This window comes from Deinococcus aquiradiocola, assembly GCF_014646915.1.
In the GTDB taxonomy this organism is placed as follows: domain Bacteria; phylum Deinococcota; class Deinococci; order Deinococcales; family Deinococcaceae; genus Deinococcus; species Deinococcus aquiradiocola.
Genome location: NZ_BMOE01000001.1, coordinates 299,641 through 321,629, shown reverse-complemented (window position 1 = coordinate 321,629; position 21,989 = coordinate 299,641). Strand labels below are relative to the sequence as shown.

Below are 21,989 nucleotides of genomic sequence, written 5' to 3'. Positions count from 1 at the left end.
TATACGTTTTGTGACAAATCCGCCCTAAGATGAGATGGTGAGTGTGAAGGACTTCTCAGCCATCCCCGTTCAGGTGACCGTTCCGTCGGCCATCTCACCCCACGAGGCGCCGTCCGGCACGGCATGCAGCCGTGCCCGGCCCGCTGCGGGTCCGTTCCCGCTGCTCGTCACGGTGGCTCTGCTGGCAGGCGTCCTCGCCGGGCCGACCGGAACGGCGTCGGCAGAGACCGCTCCGGTCGGCCCGCTGAGCGTCACGCAGGCCGCCGGGAGCGTCGAGGTGCTCGGGACGGTATGGGCGCCCGTCAAGTCAGGCAGCGTCCTCGGGACGGCCCTGCGGACCGGCACGGGCCGCGCCGTCCTGAAGGAAGGGAGCGGCGGCACCCTGACGGTCGCGAGTTCCTCCACGCTGCGCGTGTACCAGGGACAGCCGGACCTGCAGAGCGGACGGTTCTACATCAGCGGGCCGTACCAGCTGTACGCCTTCGGAACGCACATGGTCAGCGAAGGCAAGGTCCGCCTCGACGCGGGCGCGTCCCTGCAGCGCGTCGCGGTGATCTCCGGATCGCTGCGCATCTCGCCGGGCGGGCGGGCCGTGACCCTGAAGACCGGACAGCAGTACGATTTCCGGTCCGGCAGGACGAGCGACTTCCGCGAGAACGACCCGTGGTACGACTCGCGCTTCGCGGGCGCGGGCGACGCGGTGCTGCAGGCGAGCCGCGGTACGGTCCTCAGCGGCCCGGACGCCGACCACCTGCGCCCCGCCGAGACGGGACTGGTGCTCGGCAGTGGCGACCGCCTGCGGACGGGCGCGCAGGCCTGGGCGGAGATCGGCTTCACGGGCGGCGGGTACCTGCGCCTGCAGGCCGAGAGCCAGTTGCGCGTGATGGGCGTCGAGAAGACCGACCGGGGCCGCGAGGTGCTGCTGCAGCTGGAGTCCGGCAGTGCGTGGAACGTCGTGCAGCGCAACCAGGGCGGGTACCAGCTGAGCACGCCGACCGTCACGACCGCCGTGCGCGGCACCGTGTTCCGCGTGGACGCCTCGGGCCTCGTGAAGGTCTTCGACGGGTCGGTGTCCATCCCGTCGCAGGGGGACGCGCTGCTCGCGCAGGGCCGCGAGCGCGCCACGACCGGGCAGGTCGCGCCGCTCACGACGGACGCGCAGGACAGCTTCAACATCGCCCGTGACGCCGAACGCGCCCGCAGGACCGTGCTGCAGGTCCCGACCCTCCGCAGCCTCCCGGACCTGAAACTCGCCCTGAAGAGCAACCCGGACGCGGTCGTGACCGTCAGCATCGGCGGTCACGATTACGTCGTGACGGGCCAGGACGGCGCGTACTCGCTGCAGCAGACGCTGCCGGAAGGCCGCTACACGCTCTCCGTCCGCGCTGCGCGCACGGCAGGAAGCGTCAGCATCAACCAGAGCGTCGTCATCGACCGCACCCCGCCCGAACTGACCGTCACGTCCGTCCGCACCACCGGGCACCTCCTGACCGTCACCGGCACCGTCCGGGACGCCTTCACGGCCCGGCCGCTCCTGCGGGCGACCCTGGATGGGCAGACGTACAGCCTGCACGCCACGGGCGCATTCACGTGGACGCTTCCGGTCTCGGGCACCGGCACGCCCACCCTGAGCGTGACGGCGCAGGACGACACCGGCAACAGGAGTTATGCGAAGCTCCCCTGACCAGACCGTGTCAGGGACCGAGACCCTCACCCGACTGACGGCCGGGCGACGCTACCCGCCCACCTTCACCCGCTGGATGCTGGTGGCGGCGGTTCTGCTCGCCATGCTCTGCGCCCTCGGCTCGCCTCTCAACGGCGCGTTGTGGGACGCACTGAACCGCTCGCTGCCCGCCCCCCCCGACCCGCGCATCGTCGTGATCGGCATCGACGACGCCACCGTCCGCGACTACGGACGCCTCGACACCTGGGACCGCAGCCTGTACGCCCGCGCCCTCAACACCCTGGACCAGGCGGGCGTGCGTGCCGTCGCGCTCGACATCCTCTTCCAGGGACGCGCGAGCGGCGACGATCAGCTCGCGCCCGTCCTGCACCGCCCGAACGTCGTGCTCGCCACCACGCCCGAAGACCCGCAGGGCACGGGCTTCGGGCCGCGCACCGGGACGCGCGCCGTGTACGGCCTGTCCGCCCTGAACATCGACCCGGACGGCGTGGTCCGCAACTTCCAGCGCAACTACCTGCTGCAGGACGGCACGGCCGCCCCCAGCCTCAGCGAGCAGCTCGCGCGGGCCGCCGGCATTCCCGCGCAGGACAGCGTGCGCCCCATGACACTGCGCTACGTGCAGACGGACCGCAGCACCCTGCCGGTCCTCTCGTTCCGGGACGTCATCAACGGCAACATCCGCTACTCGCAGCTGCAGGACAAGCTCGTCATCATCGGCCTGACCGCCACCGGCTCGCAGGGCTCCAGTTACCTGGACGTGGCGCACCAGCCGGTGCCGGGCGTGATCCTGGAGGCGCGCGCCGTGTCGTCCCTGCTGTCCCCGCCCTTCCGGAACCTGCCCGCGTGGACGGGCGTGCTGCTGTGCGTGCTGGCCGCTGTGGCGGCCGTGCTGCTGCGCGGCCTGTGGGGTTTCGTGATCGCGCTGGGCGCGGTGGGCCTCGCCGTGCCGCTCTGGCTCGCGAACACGCAGTTTCCCGGCGCGACCGTCTCGCTGAGCGCCGTGATGGGCCTGCTGCTCGTCGCGGCGGAACGCTGGTGGCAGCTGCGGCACCTCGGGACCGTGGACCCGCTCACCGGGCTGGGCAACCGCCTCGCCTTCACGCGCGCCGTGGAGCACCGCTGGCAGTCCCGTGCCGAGCGGCCCATCGGCCTGCTGCTGGTGGACCTGACGGGCTTCCGCAGCGTCAACGACCGCCTCGGGTACCAGGCCGGAGACGCGCTGTTGCAGCACCTGGCCGGCACCCTGCGCGGCAACAAGCGCCGAGCGGACGTCGTGTTCCGCTGGGGGTCGGACGAGTTCGTGCTGCTGGTGGACGACACGGACCCGCAGGAGCTCGCGCGCTTCGCGAGCCGCCTGCAGGTGGCGCTGTCGGAGGTGGGCGGCCCGGACGGCAACGTGCGCGCCAGCATCGGGCACGCCATGACCGGCCCCGACATCCGCACACCGAACGAACTGATCGAACGGGCGTCCCGCATGCGCTACCGCAACAAGTACCGCGAAGAGTAATCCCAGATTGAGCTGAACGCGAAGCTGCCGCCCGGCCGCGAGCAACAACACGTACAGTCTGGAGGAGATGGGAGCGGGCAGGCGTCCTGTAGGGCGTCCGTTCTGCCCAAGAAGGGATGGCGGTGGTGTTCCCGGCATCCCCGGAATCGGATCAACACCGGATGACCTTTGCAAGCGAGAACAGGGGAAGGCGCGGACCGAAGATGAACTCGGTCCGCGCCTTCCAGGTGGTCTTCTTTTCGTGTGTCCCGTCACGTTGACGGCAGTAATCTGGGGGCCGGGTCAGGTTCCGGCGAGGCTAGTCCAGATGCCGGGGTACGCCACCCAGGCGTACGCGAGGTTCGGGAGGATCCCCAGGACGGTCACGCCGACCACGCCGAGCGCGACGCTGAAGGTGGTGGCGGTGCGGGTGCCGGGATACTCGCGGGCGGGCGTGCGGTCCGGAAGGAACAGCAGGGCCGCGACGCGCATGTAGTACACGAACGCCGCGATGCTGGTGAGGGCCGCGACGACCGCCACCCACGCGTACCCGTTCTGGAAGGCCGCCTGGAACGCCATGTACTTGGCCATGAAGCCCGCGAAGGGCGGGAGGCCCGCGAGGCTCGCGAGGCAGATGGACAGCGCGGCCGCGTAGCCGGGGTGGCGGTAGTACAGGCCGCGCATGTCGCTGATCTCCAGTCCGGCTTCGGTGCGCTGCAGGGCTGCCACGATGGCGAGCGCGGCGGCGGTCGTGAGGGTGTACACGAGCAGGTAGTACGCGAGGGCGGGGCCGCCCGTCTCGGGCCGTCCGAGGAGCGTCAGGGCGAGGAAGCCGGTCTGAGCGACGGCGGAGTACGCGAGGAGGCGTTTGAAGTTCGTCTGGAAGAGCGCGGCGAGGTTCCCGACGACCAGCGTCACGGCGGTCAGGACGGCGAGCACGTCCAGCCATGCGGGCGCGTTGTGGAGGGCGCCGCTGAACACGCGCAGCATCCCGGCGAACGCGGCGACCTTGACGACGGTGCTGAGGAACAGGCTGACGACGGTGGGCGAGCCGCCGTACACGTCCGGCGTCCACTGGTGGAAGGGGGCGAGCGCCACCTTGAAGCCGAAGCCGCACAGGAGCAGCAGTGCGCCCGCGACGAGCAGCGGCCCGTTCTGCACGGCGAGGCCCGACGCGGCCCCGGCGATGCCCGCGTAGTTGAGGCTGCCGGTCGCGCCGTACACGAGCGCGATGCCGTAGATGAGGATGGCGCTGCCGGTCGCGCCGAGCAGGAAGTACTTGACACCCGCTTCCTCGCTCTCGCGGCTGTCCTGCAGGGTGGCGAGCACGTAGCCGCTGAGGCTCATGACTTCCAGGCCGATGAGCATGGTGACGAGGTCGCCGGAGAACGCGATGACGAGCGTGCCCGTCACGGCGAACATGAGGACCGCGTCGAATTCCGGGAAGTTCAGGCGGGCGCGTCCGGCCGTGTCGAGCGACACGAGGACCGCGATGGCCGACCCGAGCAGCAGCACCATGCCGAGCGCGATGGCGGCGTTGTCGGCCTGCAGGGAGCCGCCGAAGGCGCTCAGGCCCCGGTCCCAGAGGGTGCCCATGCTGACGGCGGACAGGGCGAGCGTGAGGAGGGAGATGATGGCGACCGTTCGGCGCGGCACGAAGAACCCGAGGACCGTGGCGGCCACCGCGCCCAGCAGGGTGAGCAGGACGGGCAGCATCGGGGCGAGCGTGACGTCGGGCAGGGTGAGGGTGGTCATGCGCCGCCTCCGAGGATGGCCCGGACGACGGGCTGAATGAGGTGGAGGGCCGGGCCGGAGTACACGCCGAACACGACGCACACGGCGAGCGGCACGCCGAGCACCAGCCACTCGGTGCCGCGCAGGTCCCAGGCGGTCACGGCACCGGCGGGCCGCGCCTGCCAGTACGTGGTCTGGTACGCGCTGAGGGCGTACACGGCGGCCGCGATGGTCGAGAGGCCCGCCGCGAACGCCAGCCACGGGGACACCTGATACGCGCCGAGCAGGACGCTGAATTCACCGATGAAGCCCGCGAGGCCCGGCACGGCGATGCTCGCGAACCACAGGCTCATGGTGACGCCGGACAGGATGGGCGCCTGGATCATGACGCCGCCCACACGGGTGCTGAGGCTCCCCACGCGTTCCTGCAGCATGCCCGCCGCGAGGAACAGCGCGCCCGTGTACACGTTCTGGAACGCCAGGAGGTACAGGGCGCCCGTCATGGCGGTGGGCTGCAGGCTGAAGATGCCGAGCCCGACGAGGCCCATGTGACTCAGGCCCGCGTACGCGAGGAGGCGTTTCCAGTCGCTCTGCCGGAACGCGATCCATGCGGCGTAAATGGCTGTGAACGCGGCGAGGCCCATCAGGAGCGGGCGGAGTTCCAGGCTCGCGTCCGGGAAGAGCGTCATGCCGAACCGGAACAGGCCGTACGCGCCGACCTTGTACAGGGTGCCCATGACGTCCGCGACGCCGCTGTCGTGGTTCTGCTCGTGGAAGTCCGGCAGCCACGCGTGCAGCGGGAACAGCGGGAGTTTCACGGCCATGGCGGCCAGGAAGCCCAGGTACAGCCACGTCTGCGCGGCGCCCGTGACGGGGTGGCGCAGCAGGTCCGGCAGCGCGAAAGTCGGGGAGCCGCCGATGGCCTTCACGCCGATGATGCTGACGAGCATCAGCATGCTGCCGAGCAGGGTGTACGCGCCGAACTTGACGAGGGCCGCCATGCGGTGCGTCTTGCCGTAGAAGGCGAGCATCAGCAGGGCCGGGATGAGCGCGTCCTCGAAGAACACGTAGAACAGCACGAGGTCCCGCGCGGCGTAGATGCCGAGCAGGCCCGTCTCCATCGCGAGGATCAGGGACAGCATGGTGACGGGGTTCGGGATGCGGCGCGCGGTGTACACGACCGCGACGAGCGTCATGAGGGCCGTGACGAGCGCGAGGAGCAGCGACACCCCGTCGAGAGCGACGGAGTACGTCACGCCGAGCGCCGCGATCCACGGGACGCTGACGAGGTCCGCACCGCCCCCGCGCCACAGCAGCACGCCCAGCGCGAGGGTGACGGCCGCCGCGAAGGCCGCGACCTCCTCGCGCCAGCGGACGGGCGTGACGAGCAGCAGCAGGCTGGCGAGCATGGGAACGAAGACGAAGAAGTGAATCACGCGAGGCCTCCCAGCGCCTTGAGGGCCCAGTACCCGAGGATGACGGTCGTGCCGAGCAGCATGCTGACGGCGTACGAGCGCACGAAGCCGCTCTGCCAAAAGGTGACGGCGCGCCCCACGGCGGAGACGTTCATGCCGATGCCCTCGACGGTGCCGTCCACGCCCCGGTCGATGGTGTCGAGCGTGCCCGCGAGTGCGGCGGCGGGCGCGTTCACGGCGCTGCCGTACAGCGCGTCGAGGTACAGCGAGTTGAGGCTCGCGGCGCGCAGGGCGGGCGGGCCGTCCGTGAGCTGCGCGCGGCGGTGCAGCGCGTACGCGAGGCCCAGACCGAACACGCCCGCCAGGACGGCCGTGACGGTCAGGCCCCACTCGGTCGCGGTGGGCAGTTCTGCCGCACCGAGCGGGAGGACCGCGCCGAGCCACGTGTCGAGGCCGTGCCCGCCGCCCAGGAACGCGGGGACGTTCAGGAAGCCGCCCAGCGTGGCGAGCGCGGCGAGCACGCCGAGCGGCACGTTCAGGACCGGGCCGCCCTCGTGCGGGTGCGCGCTCCCACGGTACGTGCCGCGCCACACCAGGAAGTACCAGCGGCCCATGTAGAAGGCCGTCAGGAGCGCCACGCTCAGCCCGATCAGGTACAGCCACGCGCTGTGCTCGAACGCGGCCGTCAGGATGGCGTCCTTCGAGAAGAACCCGCTCCAGATCGGGATGCCGCTGATGGCGAGTACACCGACGGCCGACACGGCGTGCGTGAACGGCATGGAACGGTTCAGGCCGCCCATGCGGCGCACGTCCTGCTCCTCGTGCAGCGCGTGGATGACGGCGCCCGCCGCGAGGAACAGCAGCGCCTTGAAGAACGCGTGCGTGAGCAGGTGGAACACGCCCGCCGTATACGCGTGCAGGCCGACCGCCATGAACATGTACCCCAGCTGCGACACGGTGCTGTACGCGAGGATCTTCTTGATGTCGTACTGGTTGAGGGCCGAGACCGCGCCGTACAGCGCCGTCAGGCCGCCCACCCACGCGACCCAGGTGCTGGCGGTCGGCGCGAGGTCGTACAGGAAGTGCGTCCGCGCGATCAGGTACACGCCCGCCGTGACCATGGTGGCCGCGTGAATGAGGGCCGAGACGGGCGTGGGGCCTGCCATCGCGTCGGGAAGCCAGGTGGTGAGCGGCAGCTGACCGGACTTGCCGACCGCGCCGACCAGCAGGAACAGGCAGATCAGTTCGGTGACGTTGCGGCCCGCCTGCGCGAGCGCGCCGCCCATCGCGGCGAGGTCCGGGATGACGAGCGTCCCGTACGCCCTGTAGATCAGGAACATGCCGAGCATGAAGCCCAGGTCCCCGACGCGGTTCATGATGAAGGCCTTGCGGGCGGCGTTGCTGTTGCTGACGCCCTCCTGCGGGTGCGCGTCGCGGTGCCCGGCGAACCAGAAGCCGATCAGCAGGTAGCTGGCGGTGCCGACGCCCTCCCAGCCGACGAACATCAGCGGGTAGCTGTCGGCCATCACGAGGATCAGCATCATGGCGACGAAGAAGTTCAGGAACGCGAAGAACCGCGTGAAGCGCGCGTCGCCCTTCATGTACCCGATGGAGTACGCGTGGATGAGCGTGCCGACGCCCGTGATGATGAGCGTCATCAGGGCCGTCAGGCGGTCCAGGTACAGGCCGACAGGGAGGTTCGCGTGCTGCGTGAGGCTGCCGGCCATGTCAGGCAGCCACGTCCACAGCACCTCGTGGACGGGGGCGGTCAGGTTCAGGGCGTTCACGAGCGCCGCCACGAAACTCAGGGCGACCGTGGCCGTGCCGATCACGCCGCCCAGCGCGCCCCGGAACAGCCGCCCGAAGCAGATGAGCAGCACGAACCCCACGAGCGGGAACAGCGGCAGGAGGTACAGGGGCATGGTGTCAGCCCCTCATCGCGGCGAGGTCGTCCACGTTGGTGGTCTCGCGCTTGCGGAAGATGGCGACGATGATGGCGAGCCCGATGGCGACCTCGGCCGCCGCGAGCGTCATCACGATGAACACGGCCGTCTGCGCGGTCAGGTCGCCCCATGCGCGAGCGAACGCCACCAGCGACAGGTTCGCGGCGTTCAGCATGAGTTCCACGCTCAGGAACACCATCACGGCCGTGCGGCGCGTCAGGACGCCGAACATCCCCACCGCGAACAGGATGCCGGACAGGGCGATGTACGAGCCGGTGGACACCATCATTGACCTCCAGTGAACGGGAAACGGACGGTCCTGCCCGCAGCGGTCACGCACGCGGGAGGGGTCATGCCTGCACCTCGCGCGCGTCGCCGCTGCGCTGCCCTTCGGCCTGCGCGGCCGGGTCCGGCTGCTGCGCCGGACGCTGCACGAGCGCCACCGACCCGACCACCGCGACCAGCAGCAGGATGCTGACCGCCTCGAACGGCAGCAGGAAGCGCGTCAGGAGCGTCTCCCCCACCGGGCCGGGCGCGCCGTTCTGCAGTTGCGCGGCCGCCTGCGCGAGCGGCCTGGGGTCCCGGAACGTGAAGGCCATCACCACGAACGCTGCCGCGAGCAGCGAACTGCCGACCGCGGCGATCTCGGTGATGTACGGCAGCGGGTCACGGCCCGAGATGGGCCGGTTCGCGTCCAGCAGCATGATCACGAACAGGAACAGCACCATGATCGCGCCCGCGTACACGATCACCTGCACGGCACTCAGGAACGAGGCGTTCATGGTGGCGTACAGGCCCGCCACGCTCAGCAGCGTGCCCACCAGCGCCAGCGCGGCATGCACGGCGTTCCGGACCGTGACCGTCAGCACGGCCCCCGTCACGGTCAGCAGGGCCAGGATCAGGAAGGCGACCTCACTCACGCGCCACCCCTGCCGGGCCTGCACCAGCGGTCCCGCACGTGTTGATCCGGTGTCCGTTCATTCGTACTTCACCCCTTCCAGTTCGGCCCTCGGCCCGCCCTCGACCGTGAAGCCCAGCCGCACCGGCCTGCCCGCCCGGCCCGCCTCGCGGCGCTGCGGGACGCTGCCGTTCACGCCGACCAGCATGTCTTCCTTGCCGTACACGAAATCCCGGTACCGGTAATCGGCCATCTCGAACTCGTTGCCCATCACGACCGCGCCGGTCGGGCAGGCCTCCTCGCACATCCCGCAGAAGATGCAGCGCAGCATGTTAATCTCGTACACCTTCGCGTACCGCTCGCCGGGACTGGTGGGGTGCTGCGGGTCGTTCTCGGCCGCTTCCACGTAGATGGCGTACGCGGGGCACGCGGCGGCGCACAGGCTGCACCCGATGCACTTCTCCAGACCCTGCTCGCCCGGCCCGCCCGGGTGGCGCGTCAGGACGTGCCGCCCACGGAAGCGCGGCTGGATGGTGGCCCGCTGCTCCGGGTAGCTCACGGTCACGGGTTTCTGGAACAGTTTGGAGAGCGTGACACCCATGCCCCTCCCGATTTCAAGTACGCCCATAAGCCCCTCCTGCGGTGGAATGAGTCATCAGTCGCCGCCTGCGATTCGCGTCCTGCTGCGTGGGGTACCGGTGTCGTCCAGCACGCGCACGCCCGGCTTGTTCCAGAGCGGCCGGACACGGTCGCTCCCGGCGATCAGTGCGGCGACGCCCAGCACGCCTGCCACGCCGAGCGGCCAGAGGCCCCAGCCTTTCAGGTACGCGAGGTAGAAGGCGGTGAACATGGTGTTGGCGAGCGCGAGCGGGAACAGCAGTTTCCAGCCGAAGCGCATGAGCTGGTCGTAGCGCAGTCTGGGGAGGGTGGCGCGCACCCAGATGAAGATGAACAGGAACACGGCGATCTTCAGGATCAGCCACACGAAGGGCCACTCGCTGATGCCGGGGATGATGCCGTTCAGGAACTGCGGTCCCCTGTACCCGCCGAAGAAGAGGGTACTCATCAGCGCCGAGGCGGTGATCATGTTGACATACTCGGCCATCTGGAAGAGCGCCCATTTGATGGCGGAGTACTCGGTGAGGTAGCCGGCCACGAGTTCCTGTTCCGCTTCGGGCAGGTCGAAGGGTGTGCGGTTCGTTTCCGCGAAGCTGCTGATGAAGAACGTGACGAAGCCGAGCGCCTGGAAGAGGATCAGCCAGCCGTGCGTGCCCTGCCAGCCGACGATGGCGCGGAAGGAGGTGCTGCCGACCAGCATGAGCAGGCCGAGCAGGGAGAGGCCCATGCCGAGTTCGTAGCTGATGATCTGCGCGGCGCTGCGCAGACCGCCGAGCAGCGGGTACTTGCTGCCGGACGCCCAGCCGCCCAGGAAGATGCCGTACACGCCCATGCTGCTGAGCGCGAGGAGCACGAGGACACCCACGTCGAGGCTGTACACCCAGGGGTTCGCGCCGAAGAAGCTGTTGGGCGGTCCGGCGGGCAGGCCGCCGAAGGTGGCGAGCGCGCAGGTGATGGCGACGAGGGGCGCGAGGGTGTACACGAACCTGTCGGACATGGTGATGCGGAGGTCTTCCTTGAAGATGCTCTTGATGGCGTCGGCGGCGGGTTGCAGCAGGCCGTTCGGGCCGACGCGGTTCGGTCCGATGCGGATCTGCATGCGGGCCAGGAGGCGACGTTCGACGAGCGTCATGTACGCGAAGGTGGTGAGGAGCGCGAAGGCGACGCCGACGCCCTTGAGGATCACCACGAGAAGTTCCGCGAGCCAGTGCGGCATCAGTCGTCCCCTCCGGCGAAGCCGCGCCCGGCGGGGGTGGGGGGCGTGACGGTGAGCGCCTGCGAGGGGGTGCCCTGGCCGGTGGTGTCGCCGGGCGCGCCTCGGGCGTCCGGGCGGCGCATGCGTTCGCGCCACAGGCGCGGCGTGACGGGCGCGGCGGGAGATTCGTGGCGCGCGCCGAGCGGCGCGACGAGTCCGCGTTCCGGGAGGGCCGCGAAGTCCAGTCCGAAGCGTTCGCCGAGGAGCGTCTGGGCACTGCGCAGGCCGCGCACGCGGGTCTTCAGGCCGAGCGCCTCGCTGAGCGCGGCGAGCGCGCGGATGAGGTCGGCGCTCTCGCCCGCATCGATGGCGGCCTGCGCGAGCGGCTGCAGGCGGCCTTCGAGGTTGACGACAGTGCCGCGCTTCTCGTAGCCGGTGGTGGCGGGCAGGACCACGTCGGCCTGCCGGGCGGTGGCGGTCAGGTGCGAGTCGTGCACGACCGTGAAGCGCGCGGCGCGTGCGGCGCGGCCGTCGGCGGCCGGATCGAGGCGGCTGATGAACGCGGCGGGGGTGCGTTCCAGCGCGGCGTACCCGTGGCCGTGCGCGTCCGGCGTGAGCGGCAGGTGCGCCAGCCCGCGCGAGTTCGCGGCGGCCGGGACGGCCAGCACGGCGACGCGCGCTTCCAGGGCCTCCAGGGTGCGCAGGGCGGCCGGGCCGAGGTTCAGCACGTCCGCGCCCACGATCAGCACGGGGCGTTCGGCGCCGCGCAGCAGCTCTGCCGCCTGCGCGAGCGTGCCGCTGGCGGGGCCGCCCGCGAGGGCCGCGAGGACGGTGGCCGGGGCGTCGTGGCCGCTCAGGCCCGCGTGCCCGGCGAGGCGGGTGGGGCGCGCGTGGAACACCGCGAGCCGTTCGCGGCGGCGGGCGGGGCGTTCCACGAGGCGCAGGTCGGCGATGGCCGTCCCGTGCGTGAACTCGGTGGGCAGGATGCCGCCGCGCAGCATCTCCTGAATCCGCAGCTCCAGCACGGGCGCCTCCTGTTCCAGGTCCGCGCCGACCACGATCACGGCGTCCGCCTGCGCGACCTGCGTCAGGGTGGGCGGGACGCGCTCCAGGCCGCCCGGGAAGCGCGGCGCGTGATCCACGCTGCCGGTTCCGGCGAGCGTGGCGAAGGCGGTGGCGGCCATGCCTTCCTCCAGGGTGCTGTCGGCGTGCAGGTACACGCCCACGTCGCGGGCGTTCACGCCGCTCAGTCCGGCGCGCATGGCGGTGATCGCGTCGTCCCAGCTGGCGGGCGTCAGGTCGCCGTCCGCGTTCCTGACGAGCGGCGTGGTGAGGCGGTCGGTGCTGGCGAACACGTGCCCGAACCGGCCCGCGTCGCAGATCCACGCCTCGTTCACGTCGCGGTTCTCGCGCGCCACGACGCGCTCCAGTCGCCCGCCGCGCGCGTCGGCGGTGATGCTGCACCCGACGGGGCACAGGGTGCAGGTGGTGGCGGCGTGGTCGTACTCCCAGTTGCGGCCCCGGAAGCGGGCGACGTTGTCGAGCAGCGCGCCGACCGGGCAGATGTCCGTGATGTTGCCCGCGAAGCCCTCGGGAAGCGTGCCCTCCTGCGTGTCGATGAAGGTGTGCCCGCCCCGCTCGATGAAGTCCAGCACCTCCTGTCCCGGCACCTCCTCGAAGTACCGCACGCAGCGTTTGCAGTGAATGCAGCGTTCCTGGTCGAGGATCACGTGTTCGGACAGCGGGTAGTGCTTGTCGGCGTGACGGCGGTCGAAGCCGAAGCGGCTCATGCCGTACCCGTACTCGTACGCGCGGTCCTGCAGTTCGCACGCGCCGCCCTTGTCGCAGGTGGGGCAGTCGAGCGGGTGGTTCAGGAGCGTGAACTCCATCATGCCCGCCTGCCCCTTGCGGACGGCGGGCGTGGCGCTGCGGATGTGCATGCCCTCGGTGGCCTGCAGGGTGCAGGACGCCATGGGTTTCGGGAACCAGAAGATCTTGGGCCGGGCCGCTTCCCCTTCGCCCTCCATGATGAAGGTCCCGTCCGCCCCTCTGCGAGGCGTGCCGGCCTCCACGAGGCACATGCGGCACGCGCCGACCGGGGAGAGGTACGTGTGCGCGCAGAAGTACGGCACGTCCCCGCCTGCCGCGAAGACCGCGTCGATGGCGGACGTTCCGGCGGGCAGGTCGAGTTCGGTTCCGTCAACGTGAACTTTCATTTCCGCTCCTGGTGGCGAGGAAGTGCAGGGCGTGGCAGGGTGGAGGCTGATGGTCCGGGTGTCCGGACGTGCCTGCGGTGCTCGCGTCGTGGCCGCTTCATTCGTCCCTCCAGCGCTTCCGTGCCGGGTACAGCGGCCTGCCGGTGTTCGCGAGCGCGTCGTACTCCTCGCGGAACAGGCGGACGCTGCTCAGGACGGGGCCCAGGCAGGCGTCCGCGAGGGCGCAGAAGCTCTTGCCGCCGATGTTGTCGCTCATGTCGAGGATCAGTTCCACGTCGCCCGGCTGGCCGCCGCCGCGCACGAGCTTCTCGTACATGCGGGTCATCCAGCCGCTGATGCCTTCGCGGCAGGGCGTGCACTTGCCGCAGCTCTCGTGGCCGTAGAAGCGCACCAGGTTCCACGTGGCGTTCACGATGCAGTCGGCGGTGGGGACGAGCGTGACGCCGCCCGTGCCGAGCATGCTGCCCGCAGCCGCGACCGATTCGTAATCCATGGGCGTGTCGAGAATCCGGTCACTGAAGGGCATCATCGGGCAGCTGCTGCCGCCGGGAATGATCGCCTTGACGGGCTCGGTCGGGCCGCCCGCCCAGTCGTGGATCAGTTCGCGGAAGGTCGTGCCGAGCGGCAGTTCGTACACGCCGGGCCGCGCGACCGGACCGGAAATCTGGAAGAGTTTCATGCCCCTGCTCTTCTCGGTGCCCATGCCCGCGTGCCACGCCCAGCCGTAACGCAGGATCTGCGTGGCGGCGCAGAACGTCTCGACGTTGTTGATGGTGGTGGGCAGGCCGTACAGGCCCGCCGCGGCCGGGAAGGGCGGCTTGAGGCGCGGGTTGGCGCGCAGGCCCTCCAGCGAGTTCATCAGGGCGGTCTCCTCGCCGCAGATGTACGCGCCCGCCCCGCGGTGAACGTGCAGCTGGAAGTCGAAGCCGCTGCCGAGCACGTCCCGGCCGAGCAGTCCGGTGCGGCGGGCCTCCTCGATGGCGGCCTGCACGCGCTGCGCCGCGAGGACGTACTCGCCCCGGATGTAGATGTACCCGACGCTGGCGCGCATGGCGAAGCCCGCGATGATCATGCCCTCGATGAGCTGGTGCGGGTCCTCGGACAGCAGGTAGCGGTCCTTGAAGCTGCCGGGTTCGGACTCGTCGGCGTTGCAGACGATGTAGTGCGGTCGGCCGTCATTCAGCGGCATGAAGGACCACTTGAGGCCCGTCGCGAAGCCCGCGCCGCCCCGGCCGCGCAGCCCGGACTTCTTGACCTCGTCGATCACGGCGTCGTTCCCGAGGCTGAACGCGCGCCGGACGGCCGTGTACCCGCCCGACTGCAGGTACGCGTCCAGCGTCCAGCTGTCCGGTCGGCCCACGCGGGCGTACAGGGTCGGCGCGAACCTCGGGTCGAGGCCGCTCGTGATGGCTTTCGGGGCGGGGTCGGCGACCGTCACGGCTGCCCTCCCACGACCTGCCCGGCAGGCACGAGGGTGCCCGCGCCCGTCCCGGCCGCCCGGCCGTCCGCCGTGACCTGCCGACCGTCGGCGTTCACGGTGACCGGCACCGGCTGGTCGAAGGGCGGGACGACGCCCGCACGCAGCTGCGCGAGCAGGTCGTGGCAGCGGCGCGGCGTGACGCGCTCGTAGTACCCGTCATCGTTCAGCTGCACGACGGGCGCGGTGCCGCAACTGCCGAGGCACTCGACGCGCTGCACGCTGAACGTCCCGCCCGCGCTCACCTCGCCCGGCTGCACGTCGAGCTGCGTGACGAGTTCGTCCCACAGTTCGTCGCTGCCCGCCTGCGCGCACATCAGGGTGCTGCACACCTGCAGGTGGTACCGGCCGGTGGGGACGGTGCTGTACGTGCTGTAGAAGCTCATGACGCTGCGCACCTCCGTGGCGGTGCTCCCGATGAGGCGCGCGATCTCCTCCATGTGCGACGCGGACACGTACCCGTGCGCGTCCTGAACCTCGCGCAGCAGCGGCATGAGGGCCGACCTCCTGCCCTGCGGCGTGCCCGGGTAGCGGCTGAAGATCTCCTGAAGCAAGTCCTGCCTGTCGTCGAAGTGACCCACTCATTCCCTCCAGATTGACCACGTTGACGCGGCCAGCCGATTCAGAGTTCCTTCCTTACGCCCGCCCTGCCTGAGCAGCACGGTGGCCCGGCGCGTGCCGCTCACCGGTCCACGTCGCCCAGCACCGGATCGACGGTGGCGAGCACCGTGATCAGGTCCGCGAACTGCCCGCCCACGCACGCGTACTCCAGGGCCTGCAGGTTCACGAAGCTGGGCGCGCGGATCTTCACGCGGTACGGCATGCTGCCGCCGTCCGACACCACGTAGTACCCGACCTCGCCGCGCGCGGACTCCACGGCGGCGTACACCTCCCCGACCGGCGGGTGGAAGCCCTCCGTCACGAGCTTGAAGTGGTGGATGACGGCCTCCATGCTCGTCTCCAGTTCCTCGCGCGGCGGGAGGCTGATCTTGCGGTTCGGGTCCTTGACGGGGCCGGGCCGCAGGCGCGCGAGGGCCTGGTGGATGATGCGTGCGCTCTCGCGGAACTCCTGCAGGCGCACCGTGAAGCGCGCGAGCGAGTCGCCCGCCTGGCTGGTCGGCACCTCGAAGTCGAAGGTCTCGTACCCGCAGTACGGGGCGGCCTTGCGCAGGTCGAGCGGGACGCCGCTCGCGCGGAGGTTCGGGCCGGTGAGGCCGAGATCCAGCGCGAGGTCGGCCGGAATGACGCCCACGCCCGCCGCCCGGTCGAGGAAGATGGGGTTCGCCTGGAACATCGCGGCGTACTCGTCCACGTGCCGTTCGAAGGTCTCCACGAAGCGCTGCACGCGGTCCGTCCAGCCGTCCGGCGCGTCCTTGCTGAGGCCGCCCACCCGGAAGTACCCCTGGTTCATGCGGTACCCGCAGATGCCCTCGAAGAGGTTCTGGACCTCCTCCTTCTCGCGGAAACAGTAGAAGAACAGCGTGATGGCGCCCAGGTCCATCAGGGCCGTGCCGAAGAACACGAGGTGACTGTGGATGCGGCCCAGTTCGTGCAGGATGACGCGCAGCAGCGTCGCGCGTTCAGGCACGTCGGCCGACAGGAGCTTCTCGACCGCGAGGACGTACGCGAGCTCGTGCGAGAAGCTGTGCAGGTAGTCGGTGCGGGGCGCGTACGTGACGCCCTGCTGGTACGTGCGGGCCTCGAAGGTCTTCTCGAAACCGGTGTGCAGGTACCCCATGTGCGGCGTGACCTTCACGACGTACTCGCCGTCCATGTCCACCACGAGGCGCAGGACGCCGTGCGTGCTGGGGTGCTGCGGCCCGACGTTCAGGCTCATGATCTCGGTGTGCAGCAGCGACGGCTGCGCGGCGGGGGCGTTCCTGCCCGCCGGGGTCACGGTGCGGTCCTTGAGGTCGGTCATTTCGGCCCTCCTTCCGGCATCACGGGCGGCAGCGGCGAACCGTCCGGTCCGGCATCACCGCGCCTCAGCGCGCCGCGCCAGCCGGTCAGGCCTGCGCTCTGCCCGCCCAGGCCCGCCCGGAACGCGGCCGGGTCCAGGAACCTCCCGTCGCGGAACAGGGTGGGCGTCTCCCCCACCGGGAAGTCCTTGCGGAGCGGGTGGCCTTCCAGGTCGTCGGGTGTCAGGACCTTGCGCAGGTCCGGGTGGTCCGTGAACACCACGCCCATCAGGTCGTACACCTCGCGCTCCAGGTAGTTCGCGGCGCGCCACACCGGGTACAGGCTCGGCAGCTCGCCGCCCTGCGGGACGTACACGCGCAGGAACAGGCGACGGTGATCGTACGGGTGAAAGACGTTGTGCAGCACGCAGAACCGCTCGGGTCGCCGCTCCGTGTACCGCGAGTAGTCCACGCCGACGCTGTCGAGCAGCATGAACCCGTCGCGTTTCAGGAGGGCCGCCACGCGCAGCAGGTCGGCGGCGTCCACCACGGCGGTCGGTTCGGCACTGTCGTCCGGACGCACGCCCAGCGACGCGAGCCAGTCCGCGAACTGCGGCGTGAGCGGATCACGGCGCGGATCAACGAAGGTCACGGCCCTCACCTCCCGCCCGGCACGGCGTCAGCGCGTCCATGCGTCCACCATCGGCAGCGGCGTGCCGTCACTGTCGAAGGCCTCGCCGCGCACCTTCTTCTGCAGCTGCATCACCGCGTAGATGAGCGCCTCCGGGCGCGGCGGGCAGCCCGGCACGAAAATATCCACCGGGACGACGCTGTCCACGTTCTGCACGACCGCGTAATTGTTGAACATCCCGCCGCTGCTCGCGCACGCCCCCATGCTGATCACCCACTTCGGGTCCGGCATCTGGTCGTACACGCGCCGCATGACGGGCGCCATCTTCTTGCTCAGCCGCCCGGCCACGATCATCACGTCCGCCTGACGCGGCGACGCGCGGAACACCTCCGACCCGAACCGCGCCAGATCGTTCCGGCCGTCCGTGCTGCCCATCATCTCGATCGCGCAGCACGCCAGCCCGAACGTCGCGGGCCACAGGCTGTTGCTGCGCCCCCACGCCACCAGCTTCTCCAGGCTGGAGAACAGCACCCCGCCCGACTCCAGCTCCTGCCAGTCCCGCTCGAACAGCTCCTTAAGCGCCACGGCCCACCCCCGATCGCAGGACCGGACTCGGCCGCGCATCGTCGGACACACAGGTCCGTGCTGGCAGGGCGGCCCGCCCTCCTGCCAGATTCGGCAGCGCGTCTCTGGATGTGTTTGGCCGTTCGGGCAGGGCGGCCTGCCCTCCTTCTAGATTCGGCAGCGCGTCTCTGGATGTGTTTATGCCCATTCCAGTACCCCTTTCCTGAGGATGTAGTAGTACCCGACGAGCACCAGGGCCACGAAGCTGACCGTCTCCCAGAAGGCGAAGGTGCCGAGCTTCTGGTACGCGACGGCGATCGGGTAGAAGAACGCCGTCTCGATGTCGAACACGATGAACAGCATCGCCACGAGGTAGAAATGCACCGGGAAGCGCTGGCGGGCGTCGCCGCCCTCGGGGTCGTTGCCGCTCTCGTACGGCATGAGTTTGGCGCGGCTGGGCTTCTTGGGGCCGAGCAGCAGGCTGACGACGACGGCCAGCACGCCGATGCCGCCCGCGATCAGCAGCATGATGACCAGATTCAGAATCTCGATACGTGCCCCCTTTTCGGACCCGCCACCCCCAGAACGTGCATTAATTCACGAGCTGGAGGCCGGACGTGCTCCTCTGAGTGATGACCCTTTCCGGACTTCCTGAAACCCTGCTCAAGAGAACGAAGCTGGTACAACTTCCGACTTGTGTGATACACGGTAGTTTTAGCACACTCCGGCACGCGCCGCACGTCCAGCACGCGAAAGAGGCGCACACCGCACCCAAAAGCACACGAAAACGCCGCCCAGCACGCAGCCGGGCGGCAGGAGACCTGCAACGAATTCGGATGCAGGACCGTGATTTACAGGTCACGTACCTTCAGGGAAGGAGGCCAGGACACTGCCGCAGTGCCGTTCCGGAGCGGCAGGAGCGTCAGATCAGCAGGTCGGCGAAGTCGTCGTCCTCGGTGTCCATCTCCATCGGGAGCGAGAAGAAGAAGCTCGCGCCCTGTCCGCGCACCGACTCCACCCAGATGCGGCCCCCGTGTCCCTCGACGGCCAGTTTGCAGAAGGCCAGGCCCATGCCGGTGTCGAAGCGTCCGTGCAGCGTGAGGCGCGACACTTCGAAGGCCGCGAACAGGTTCGGGAGGTCCTCGGCAGGGATGCCTTCGCCGTCGTCACGGACGGTGCACAGCAGTTCCGCGCCCTGCGGTACGGCACGGACCGTGATGACGCCGCCCGTCGTGGTGTGCTTCAGGGCGTTGGACAGCAGGTTCGCGTAGATGCGCCGCAGGATTTCCGGGTCGGCGGACAGGGCCGGGATCTCCTGCGGCAGTTCGATGCGCAGGTGGCGGTCCTTGAGGCCCACGCCCACGTCTCCCCTGGCCTGCTCCACGATCTCCGCGAGCTGCGGCGCGAAGATGAACTCGGGCTTGAGTTTCATCTTGCCGGCCTGGATCTTGCGGACATCAAGCATGTTGACGGACAGGTGCAGCAGGTGGTGCGTCTCCTCGCGCGCCATGCGGAGCAGGTCGCGGGATTCCTGCGTGATGGTTTCGTCGTCCTCCACCACTTCCAGCAGACCCATCACGGCCGAGATGGGGTTCTTGAGGTCGTGGACGAGCATGTGCACCAGCTGGTCACGCACGCGTTCCTCGTGCTCCCAGGTGTCCAGGCGGCGCTGCAGGCTCGCCACGCGTTCCGTCTGCTCGCGGGACGCGCGGGAGCGGTCCAGCAGGGTCCGCAGCTGGTACGTGATGGCTTCGGTGGAGGTCGTGTCGCTCATCAGGGCGTCGGCACCTGCCTGCAGGAGCGGTCCGAGGCCCTGTGTGCCCATCGCGACCCAGCGGGTGTGGACCAGTTCGGAGCGTCCGCGCAGCATGGTGAGTACCTCGCCCAGCGCGACCTTGCTGGGCAGGTCCGTGTACACCATCACCACGTCCGGCGACACGAGGTGCGTTTCGCGCAGCAGGGCCTCGGCGTCCCCGACATGGCGGACGTCAGCGCCCTGGAGCGCATGTTCGAGCGACATGGCCCTTGCGGGATCGCGGGCGGCCACGAGGATGACGGGCTTCTCAAGCATTCGTGGCCATCATACCTGACGCGCCCTGCAGGGCACGCACGAAATCTGACAGTGGCGCCCGTGCCGGGCCGTCGGGCGTGGGGCGGTCAGGCGAGGCCGCTGCGGCGCAGGAGGGCGGAGGGGTCGGGCTCGCGGCCCATGAACTCCCCGAACAGCGTCTCGGGCGGGGCGCTGTTGCCGCGCGACAGGACGGCGTCCACGAAGGCGCGGCCCGTGTCGCGGTTCAGCACGCCTTCCTGCTCGAAGCGGGTGAAGGCGTCCGCGTCGAGCGTCTCGGCCCACTTGTAGCTGTAGTACCCGGCGGCGTACCCGACGGGGCTGGCGAACAGGTGCCCGAAGTTCGCGAGGCGCGCGTCGTCGCTGAGCGGCGCCACCGGCATGAACGTGGCGGACACCTCGCGCGCGCGCTCCATCAGGGTGTCGTCCACCGGGATGCGGCCCGTGTGCAGCGCGAGGTCCACCGTCCCGAAGCTGTACTGCCGCATCGCGAAGTTCGCGGCGCGGAAGTTGCGGGCGCGCAGCATGCGGTCGTACAGGTCGTCCGGCAGGGGCGCGTCCGTGCGGTAGTGCCGGGCGAACAGGGCGAGCGTCTCGCGGTTCCACGTCCAGTTCTCCATGATGTGCGACGGGAGTTCCACGAAGTCCCAGGCGACGCTCGTGCCGGACAGTTCACGGACGGGCACGCGCGACAGCGAGTGGTGCAGCAGGTGACCGAACTCGTGGAAGACCGTTTCCACCTCGTCGTGGCTGAGCAGGGCGGGCAGGTCACCGGAGGGGGGCGTCATGTTGCCGCACATCAGGCCCAGGTGGGGGCGGAAGCCGTCGCCGTCCGGACCGCCGACCTTGAGGGGGTTCATCCAGGCGCCGCCGCGTTTGCCTTCGCGGGGGAACCAGTCGGCGTAGAAGCTCGCGACGTGCGTGCCCTCCTCGTCGTGCATGTCGTAGGTCCGAACGTCCGGGTGCCACACGGGCGCGCTGGCGGGCGTGACCTTCACGCCGAACAGGCGGCGCGCCACCTCGAACAGGCCGTCCAGCACGCGGTTCACCTCGAAGTACGGGCGGAGCTCCTCGTCGTCGAGGTCGTACAGCGCGGCGCGCTGCTTCTCGGTCCAGTACGCGAGGTCCCACGCGGCCAGGGGCGGCGCGTCCGGCCCGGCCTGCTCGCGGTAGAAGGCCTCCAGTTCGGCGTTCTCACGCTCGAAGGCGGGGCGGGTGCGGTCCGTGAGGTCCTGCTCGAACCGCACGGCGCGCTCCCCGGTCTTGGCCATGCGGTCCTCCAGCACGAAGTCCGCGAAGGTGGCGTACCCGAGCAGCGCGGCCTTCTCGTGACGCAGGTTCAGGATCAGGGGCAGCAGGGCGCGGTTGTCGCGGCCCTCCCCCACCCCGGCGGCGTTGAAGGCGCGGAACAGTTCCTCGCGCAGCGTGCGGTCGTCGGCGTACATCATGACGGGCATGAAGGTCGGGGCGTGCAGCGTCAGGCGGTGCTGGCCCGCGTGCTCACCTTCCGTGACGAGCGTCGCCTGCTTCACGCGGTCCGGCAGGCCCGCGAGGCGCTCTCCCGGCACGTGCAGGCTGTACGCGGTGATGCCGTCCATGCTGTTGCTGCCGTAGCGGCTCGTCACCTCGCTCAGTTCGACGTTCAGGGCGCGCAGGCGCTCCTGACCTTCCTGCGGGAGGTCCGCGCCGGAGCGGCGGAACTCGTCGAGGCTGAGGTTCAGGTAGCGGGCACGGACCGGGTCGAGCGTCTGCGCTTCGGGCGTCTGCGCGTACGCCTTGAGGGCCGCGTGCAGGCCCGCGTGCATGCCGAGGTCCGTGAAGAAGGCGCTGACGGCGGGCAGCATGGCGTTCTTGGCGGCGCGCCACGCGTCGTCGGACACGACGCCGTCGAGGTGCGAGACGATGGTGTGGACCTGCTGCAGCGTGACGGTCAGGGTATCGAGCCGGTCGAGAAAGCCCGCGAAGCCCTCCTGCGGGGCGCGTGCAAGGTCGTCGAGGGCAGCGCGGGCCTGCGCGATGAGGTGCTCGGTGGCGGGCTGCACGTGCTCCGGCCGGATACGGTCGAAGGGAATCCAGAAGGTGTCCGCCAGGAGCGGGTTGCTGCTCAGGGCGCTGTCCTGCACGGAAACGGAACCGGTCTCGGGCTTGGTCATGCCCGGGAG

The 21,989-nt window shown here is 70.0% G+C and carries 18 protein-coding genes; 2 read left to right on the top strand and 16 right to left on the bottom strand.

Going from position 1 to position 21,989, the window contains the following annotated elements:
- The first annotated feature begins 73 nt into the window (after positions 1–73).
- Both IEY33_RS01480 and IEY33_RS19520 read left to right on the top strand, forming a co-directional pair.
- On the top strand, positions 74–1,684 hold the full coding sequence (locus tag IEY33_RS01480; protein ID WP_229670668.1) for a FecR domain-containing protein: 1,611 nt from the start codon (positions 74–76) through the stop codon (positions 1,682–1,684).
- Positions 1,668–3,191, top strand: coding sequence for a CHASE2 domain-containing protein (locus IEY33_RS19520; RefSeq protein WP_306415585.1), 1,524 nt, complete (start codon positions 1,668–1,670; stop codon positions 3,189–3,191). Before IEY33_RS01480 ends, IEY33_RS19520 begins: the two co-directional genes overlap by 17 nt.
- Positions 3,192–3,473: 282 nt before the next feature.
- Here the strand turns inward: IEY33_RS19520 and IEY33_RS01470 are convergent, their stop codons facing one another.
- From IEY33_RS01470 to IEY33_RS01395, 16 genes are all read right to left on the bottom strand, one after another.
- Positions 3,474–4,925 carry an NADH-quinone oxidoreductase subunit N gene (locus tag IEY33_RS01470; protein WP_188960450.1) on the bottom strand — a complete coding sequence of 484 codons (1,452 nt, stop codon included), beginning with the start codon at positions 4,923–4,925 and terminating at the stop codon, positions 3,474–3,476.
- Positions 4,922–6,340, bottom strand: a complete 1,419-nt coding sequence (locus tag IEY33_RS01465) for an NADH-quinone oxidoreductase subunit M (RefSeq protein WP_188960449.1) — start codon at positions 6,338–6,340, stop codon at positions 4,922–4,924. Before IEY33_RS01465 ends, IEY33_RS01470 begins: the two co-directional genes overlap by 4 nt.
- Positions 6,337–8,241 (bottom strand): NADH-quinone oxidoreductase subunit L, encoded by a 1,905-nt coding sequence (gene nuoL, locus IEY33_RS01460; protein ID WP_188960448.1) that lies wholly within the window; start codon positions 8,239–8,241, stop codon positions 6,337–6,339. Before nuoL ends, IEY33_RS01465 begins: the two co-directional genes overlap by 4 nt.
- 4 nt (positions 8,242–8,245) lie before the next feature.
- Positions 8,246–8,548, bottom strand: a complete 303-nt coding sequence (gene nuoK, locus IEY33_RS01455) for an NADH-quinone oxidoreductase subunit NuoK (RefSeq protein WP_188960924.1) — start codon at positions 8,546–8,548, stop codon at positions 8,246–8,248.
- A gap of 64 nt (positions 8,549–8,612) precedes the next feature.
- Positions 8,613–9,182, bottom strand: a complete 570-nt coding sequence (locus tag IEY33_RS01450) for an NADH-quinone oxidoreductase subunit J family protein (RefSeq protein ID WP_188960447.1) — start codon at positions 9,180–9,182, stop codon at positions 8,613–8,615.
- A gap of 57 nt (positions 9,183–9,239) precedes the next feature.
- Positions 9,240–9,788, bottom strand: a complete 549-nt coding sequence (nuoI, locus tag IEY33_RS01445; protein ID WP_188960446.1) for an NADH-quinone oxidoreductase subunit NuoI — start codon at positions 9,786–9,788, stop codon at positions 9,240–9,242.
- 27 nt (positions 9,789–9,815) lie between these two features.
- Positions 9,816–10,994 carry an NADH-quinone oxidoreductase subunit NuoH gene (nuoH, locus tag IEY33_RS01440; protein ID WP_188960445.1) on the bottom strand — a complete coding sequence of 393 codons (1,179 nt, stop codon included), beginning with the start codon at positions 10,992–10,994 and terminating at the stop codon, positions 9,816–9,818.
- Positions 10,994–13,189, bottom strand: a complete 2,196-nt coding sequence (gene nuoG / locus IEY33_RS01435; RefSeq protein WP_188960444.1) for an NADH-quinone oxidoreductase subunit NuoG — start codon at positions 13,187–13,189, stop codon at positions 10,994–10,996. The genes nuoH and nuoG overlap by 1 nt, the downstream gene beginning before the upstream one ends.
- 97 nt (positions 13,190–13,286) lie before the next feature.
- On the bottom strand, positions 13,287–14,627 hold the full coding sequence (gene nuoF, locus IEY33_RS01430) for an NADH-quinone oxidoreductase subunit NuoF (RefSeq protein ID WP_188960443.1): 1,341 nt from the start codon (positions 14,625–14,627) through the stop codon (positions 13,287–13,289).
- Positions 14,624–15,247 (bottom strand): NADH-quinone oxidoreductase subunit NuoE, encoded by a 624-nt coding sequence (gene nuoE / locus IEY33_RS01425; protein WP_188960442.1) that lies wholly within the window; start codon positions 15,245–15,247, stop codon positions 14,624–14,626. The genes nuoF and nuoE overlap by 4 nt, the downstream gene beginning before the upstream one ends.
- A gap of 101 nt (positions 15,248–15,348) precedes the next feature.
- Positions 15,349–16,503, bottom strand: a complete 1,155-nt coding sequence (nuoD, locus tag IEY33_RS01420) for an NADH dehydrogenase (quinone) subunit D (RefSeq protein WP_229670735.1) — start codon at positions 16,501–16,503, stop codon at positions 15,349–15,351.
- An 80-nt stretch (positions 16,504–16,583) separates the two neighbouring features.
- Positions 16,584–17,216 (bottom strand): NADH-quinone oxidoreductase subunit C, encoded by a 633-nt coding sequence (locus IEY33_RS01415; protein WP_229670667.1) that lies wholly within the window; start codon positions 17,214–17,216, stop codon positions 16,584–16,586.
- A 27-nt stretch (positions 17,217–17,243) separates the two neighbouring features.
- Positions 17,244–17,780, bottom strand: coding sequence for a NuoB/complex I 20 kDa subunit family protein (locus tag IEY33_RS01410; protein ID WP_188960439.1), 537 nt, complete (start codon positions 17,778–17,780; stop codon positions 17,244–17,246).
- A 177-nt stretch (positions 17,781–17,957) separates the two neighbouring features.
- Complete coding sequence (locus IEY33_RS01405; protein WP_188960438.1) at positions 17,958–18,287, bottom strand: NADH-quinone oxidoreductase subunit A; 330 nt, start codon at positions 18,285–18,287, stop codon at positions 17,958–17,960.
- A gap of 394 nt (positions 18,288–18,681) precedes the next feature.
- Complete coding sequence (locus tag IEY33_RS01400) at positions 18,682–19,830, bottom strand: ATP-binding protein (RefSeq protein ID WP_188960437.1); 1,149 nt, start codon at positions 19,828–19,830, stop codon at positions 18,682–18,684.
- Between the two features lie 86 nt (positions 19,831–19,916).
- Positions 19,917–21,980 (bottom strand): M3 family metallopeptidase, encoded by a 2,064-nt coding sequence (locus IEY33_RS01395; RefSeq protein ID WP_188960436.1) that lies wholly within the window; start codon positions 21,978–21,980, stop codon positions 19,917–19,919.
- Positions 21,981–21,989: the final 9 nt, after the last annotated feature.

Coding starts and splice junctions, on each gene's coding strand:
- nuoL (WP_188960448.1), bottom strand. CDS start 8,241: ATGCCCCTGTACCTCCTGCCGCTGTTCCCGCTCGTGGGGTTCGTGCTG.
- nuoK (WP_188960924.1), bottom strand. CDS start 8,548: ATGGTGTCCACCGGCTCGTACATCGCCCTGTCCGGCATCCTGTTCGCG.
- IEY33_RS01470 (WP_188960450.1), bottom strand. CDS start 4,925: ATGACCACCCTCACCCTGCCCGACGTCACGCTCGCCCCGATGCTGCCC.
- IEY33_RS01395 (WP_188960436.1), bottom strand. CDS start 21,980: ATGACCAAGCCCGAGACCGGTTCCGTTTCCGTGCAGGACAGCGCCCTG.
- nuoD (WP_229670735.1), bottom strand. CDS start 16,503: ATGAGCCTGAACGTCGGGCCGCAGCACCCCAGCACGCACGGCGTCCTG.
- IEY33_RS01400 (WP_188960437.1), bottom strand. CDS start 19,830: ATGCTTGAGAAGCCCGTCATCCTCGTGGCCGCCCGCGATCCCGCAAGG.
- nuoG (WP_188960444.1), bottom strand. CDS start 13,189: ATGAAAGTTCACGTTGACGGAACCGAACTCGACCTGCCCGCCGGAACG.
- IEY33_RS01405 (WP_188960438.1), bottom strand. CDS start 18,287: ATGCTGCTGATCGCGGGCGGCATCGGCGTGCTGGCCGTCGTCGTCAGC.
- nuoI (WP_188960446.1), bottom strand. CDS start 9,788: ATGGGCGTACTTGAAATCGGGAGGGGCATGGGTGTCACGCTCTCCAAA.
- nuoH (WP_188960445.1), bottom strand. CDS start 10,994: ATGCCGCACTGGCTCGCGGAACTTCTCGTGGTGATCCTCAAGGGCGTC.
- IEY33_RS19520 (WP_306415585.1), top strand. CDS start 1,668: ATGCGAAGCTCCCCTGACCAGACCGTGTCAGGGACCGAGACCCTCACC.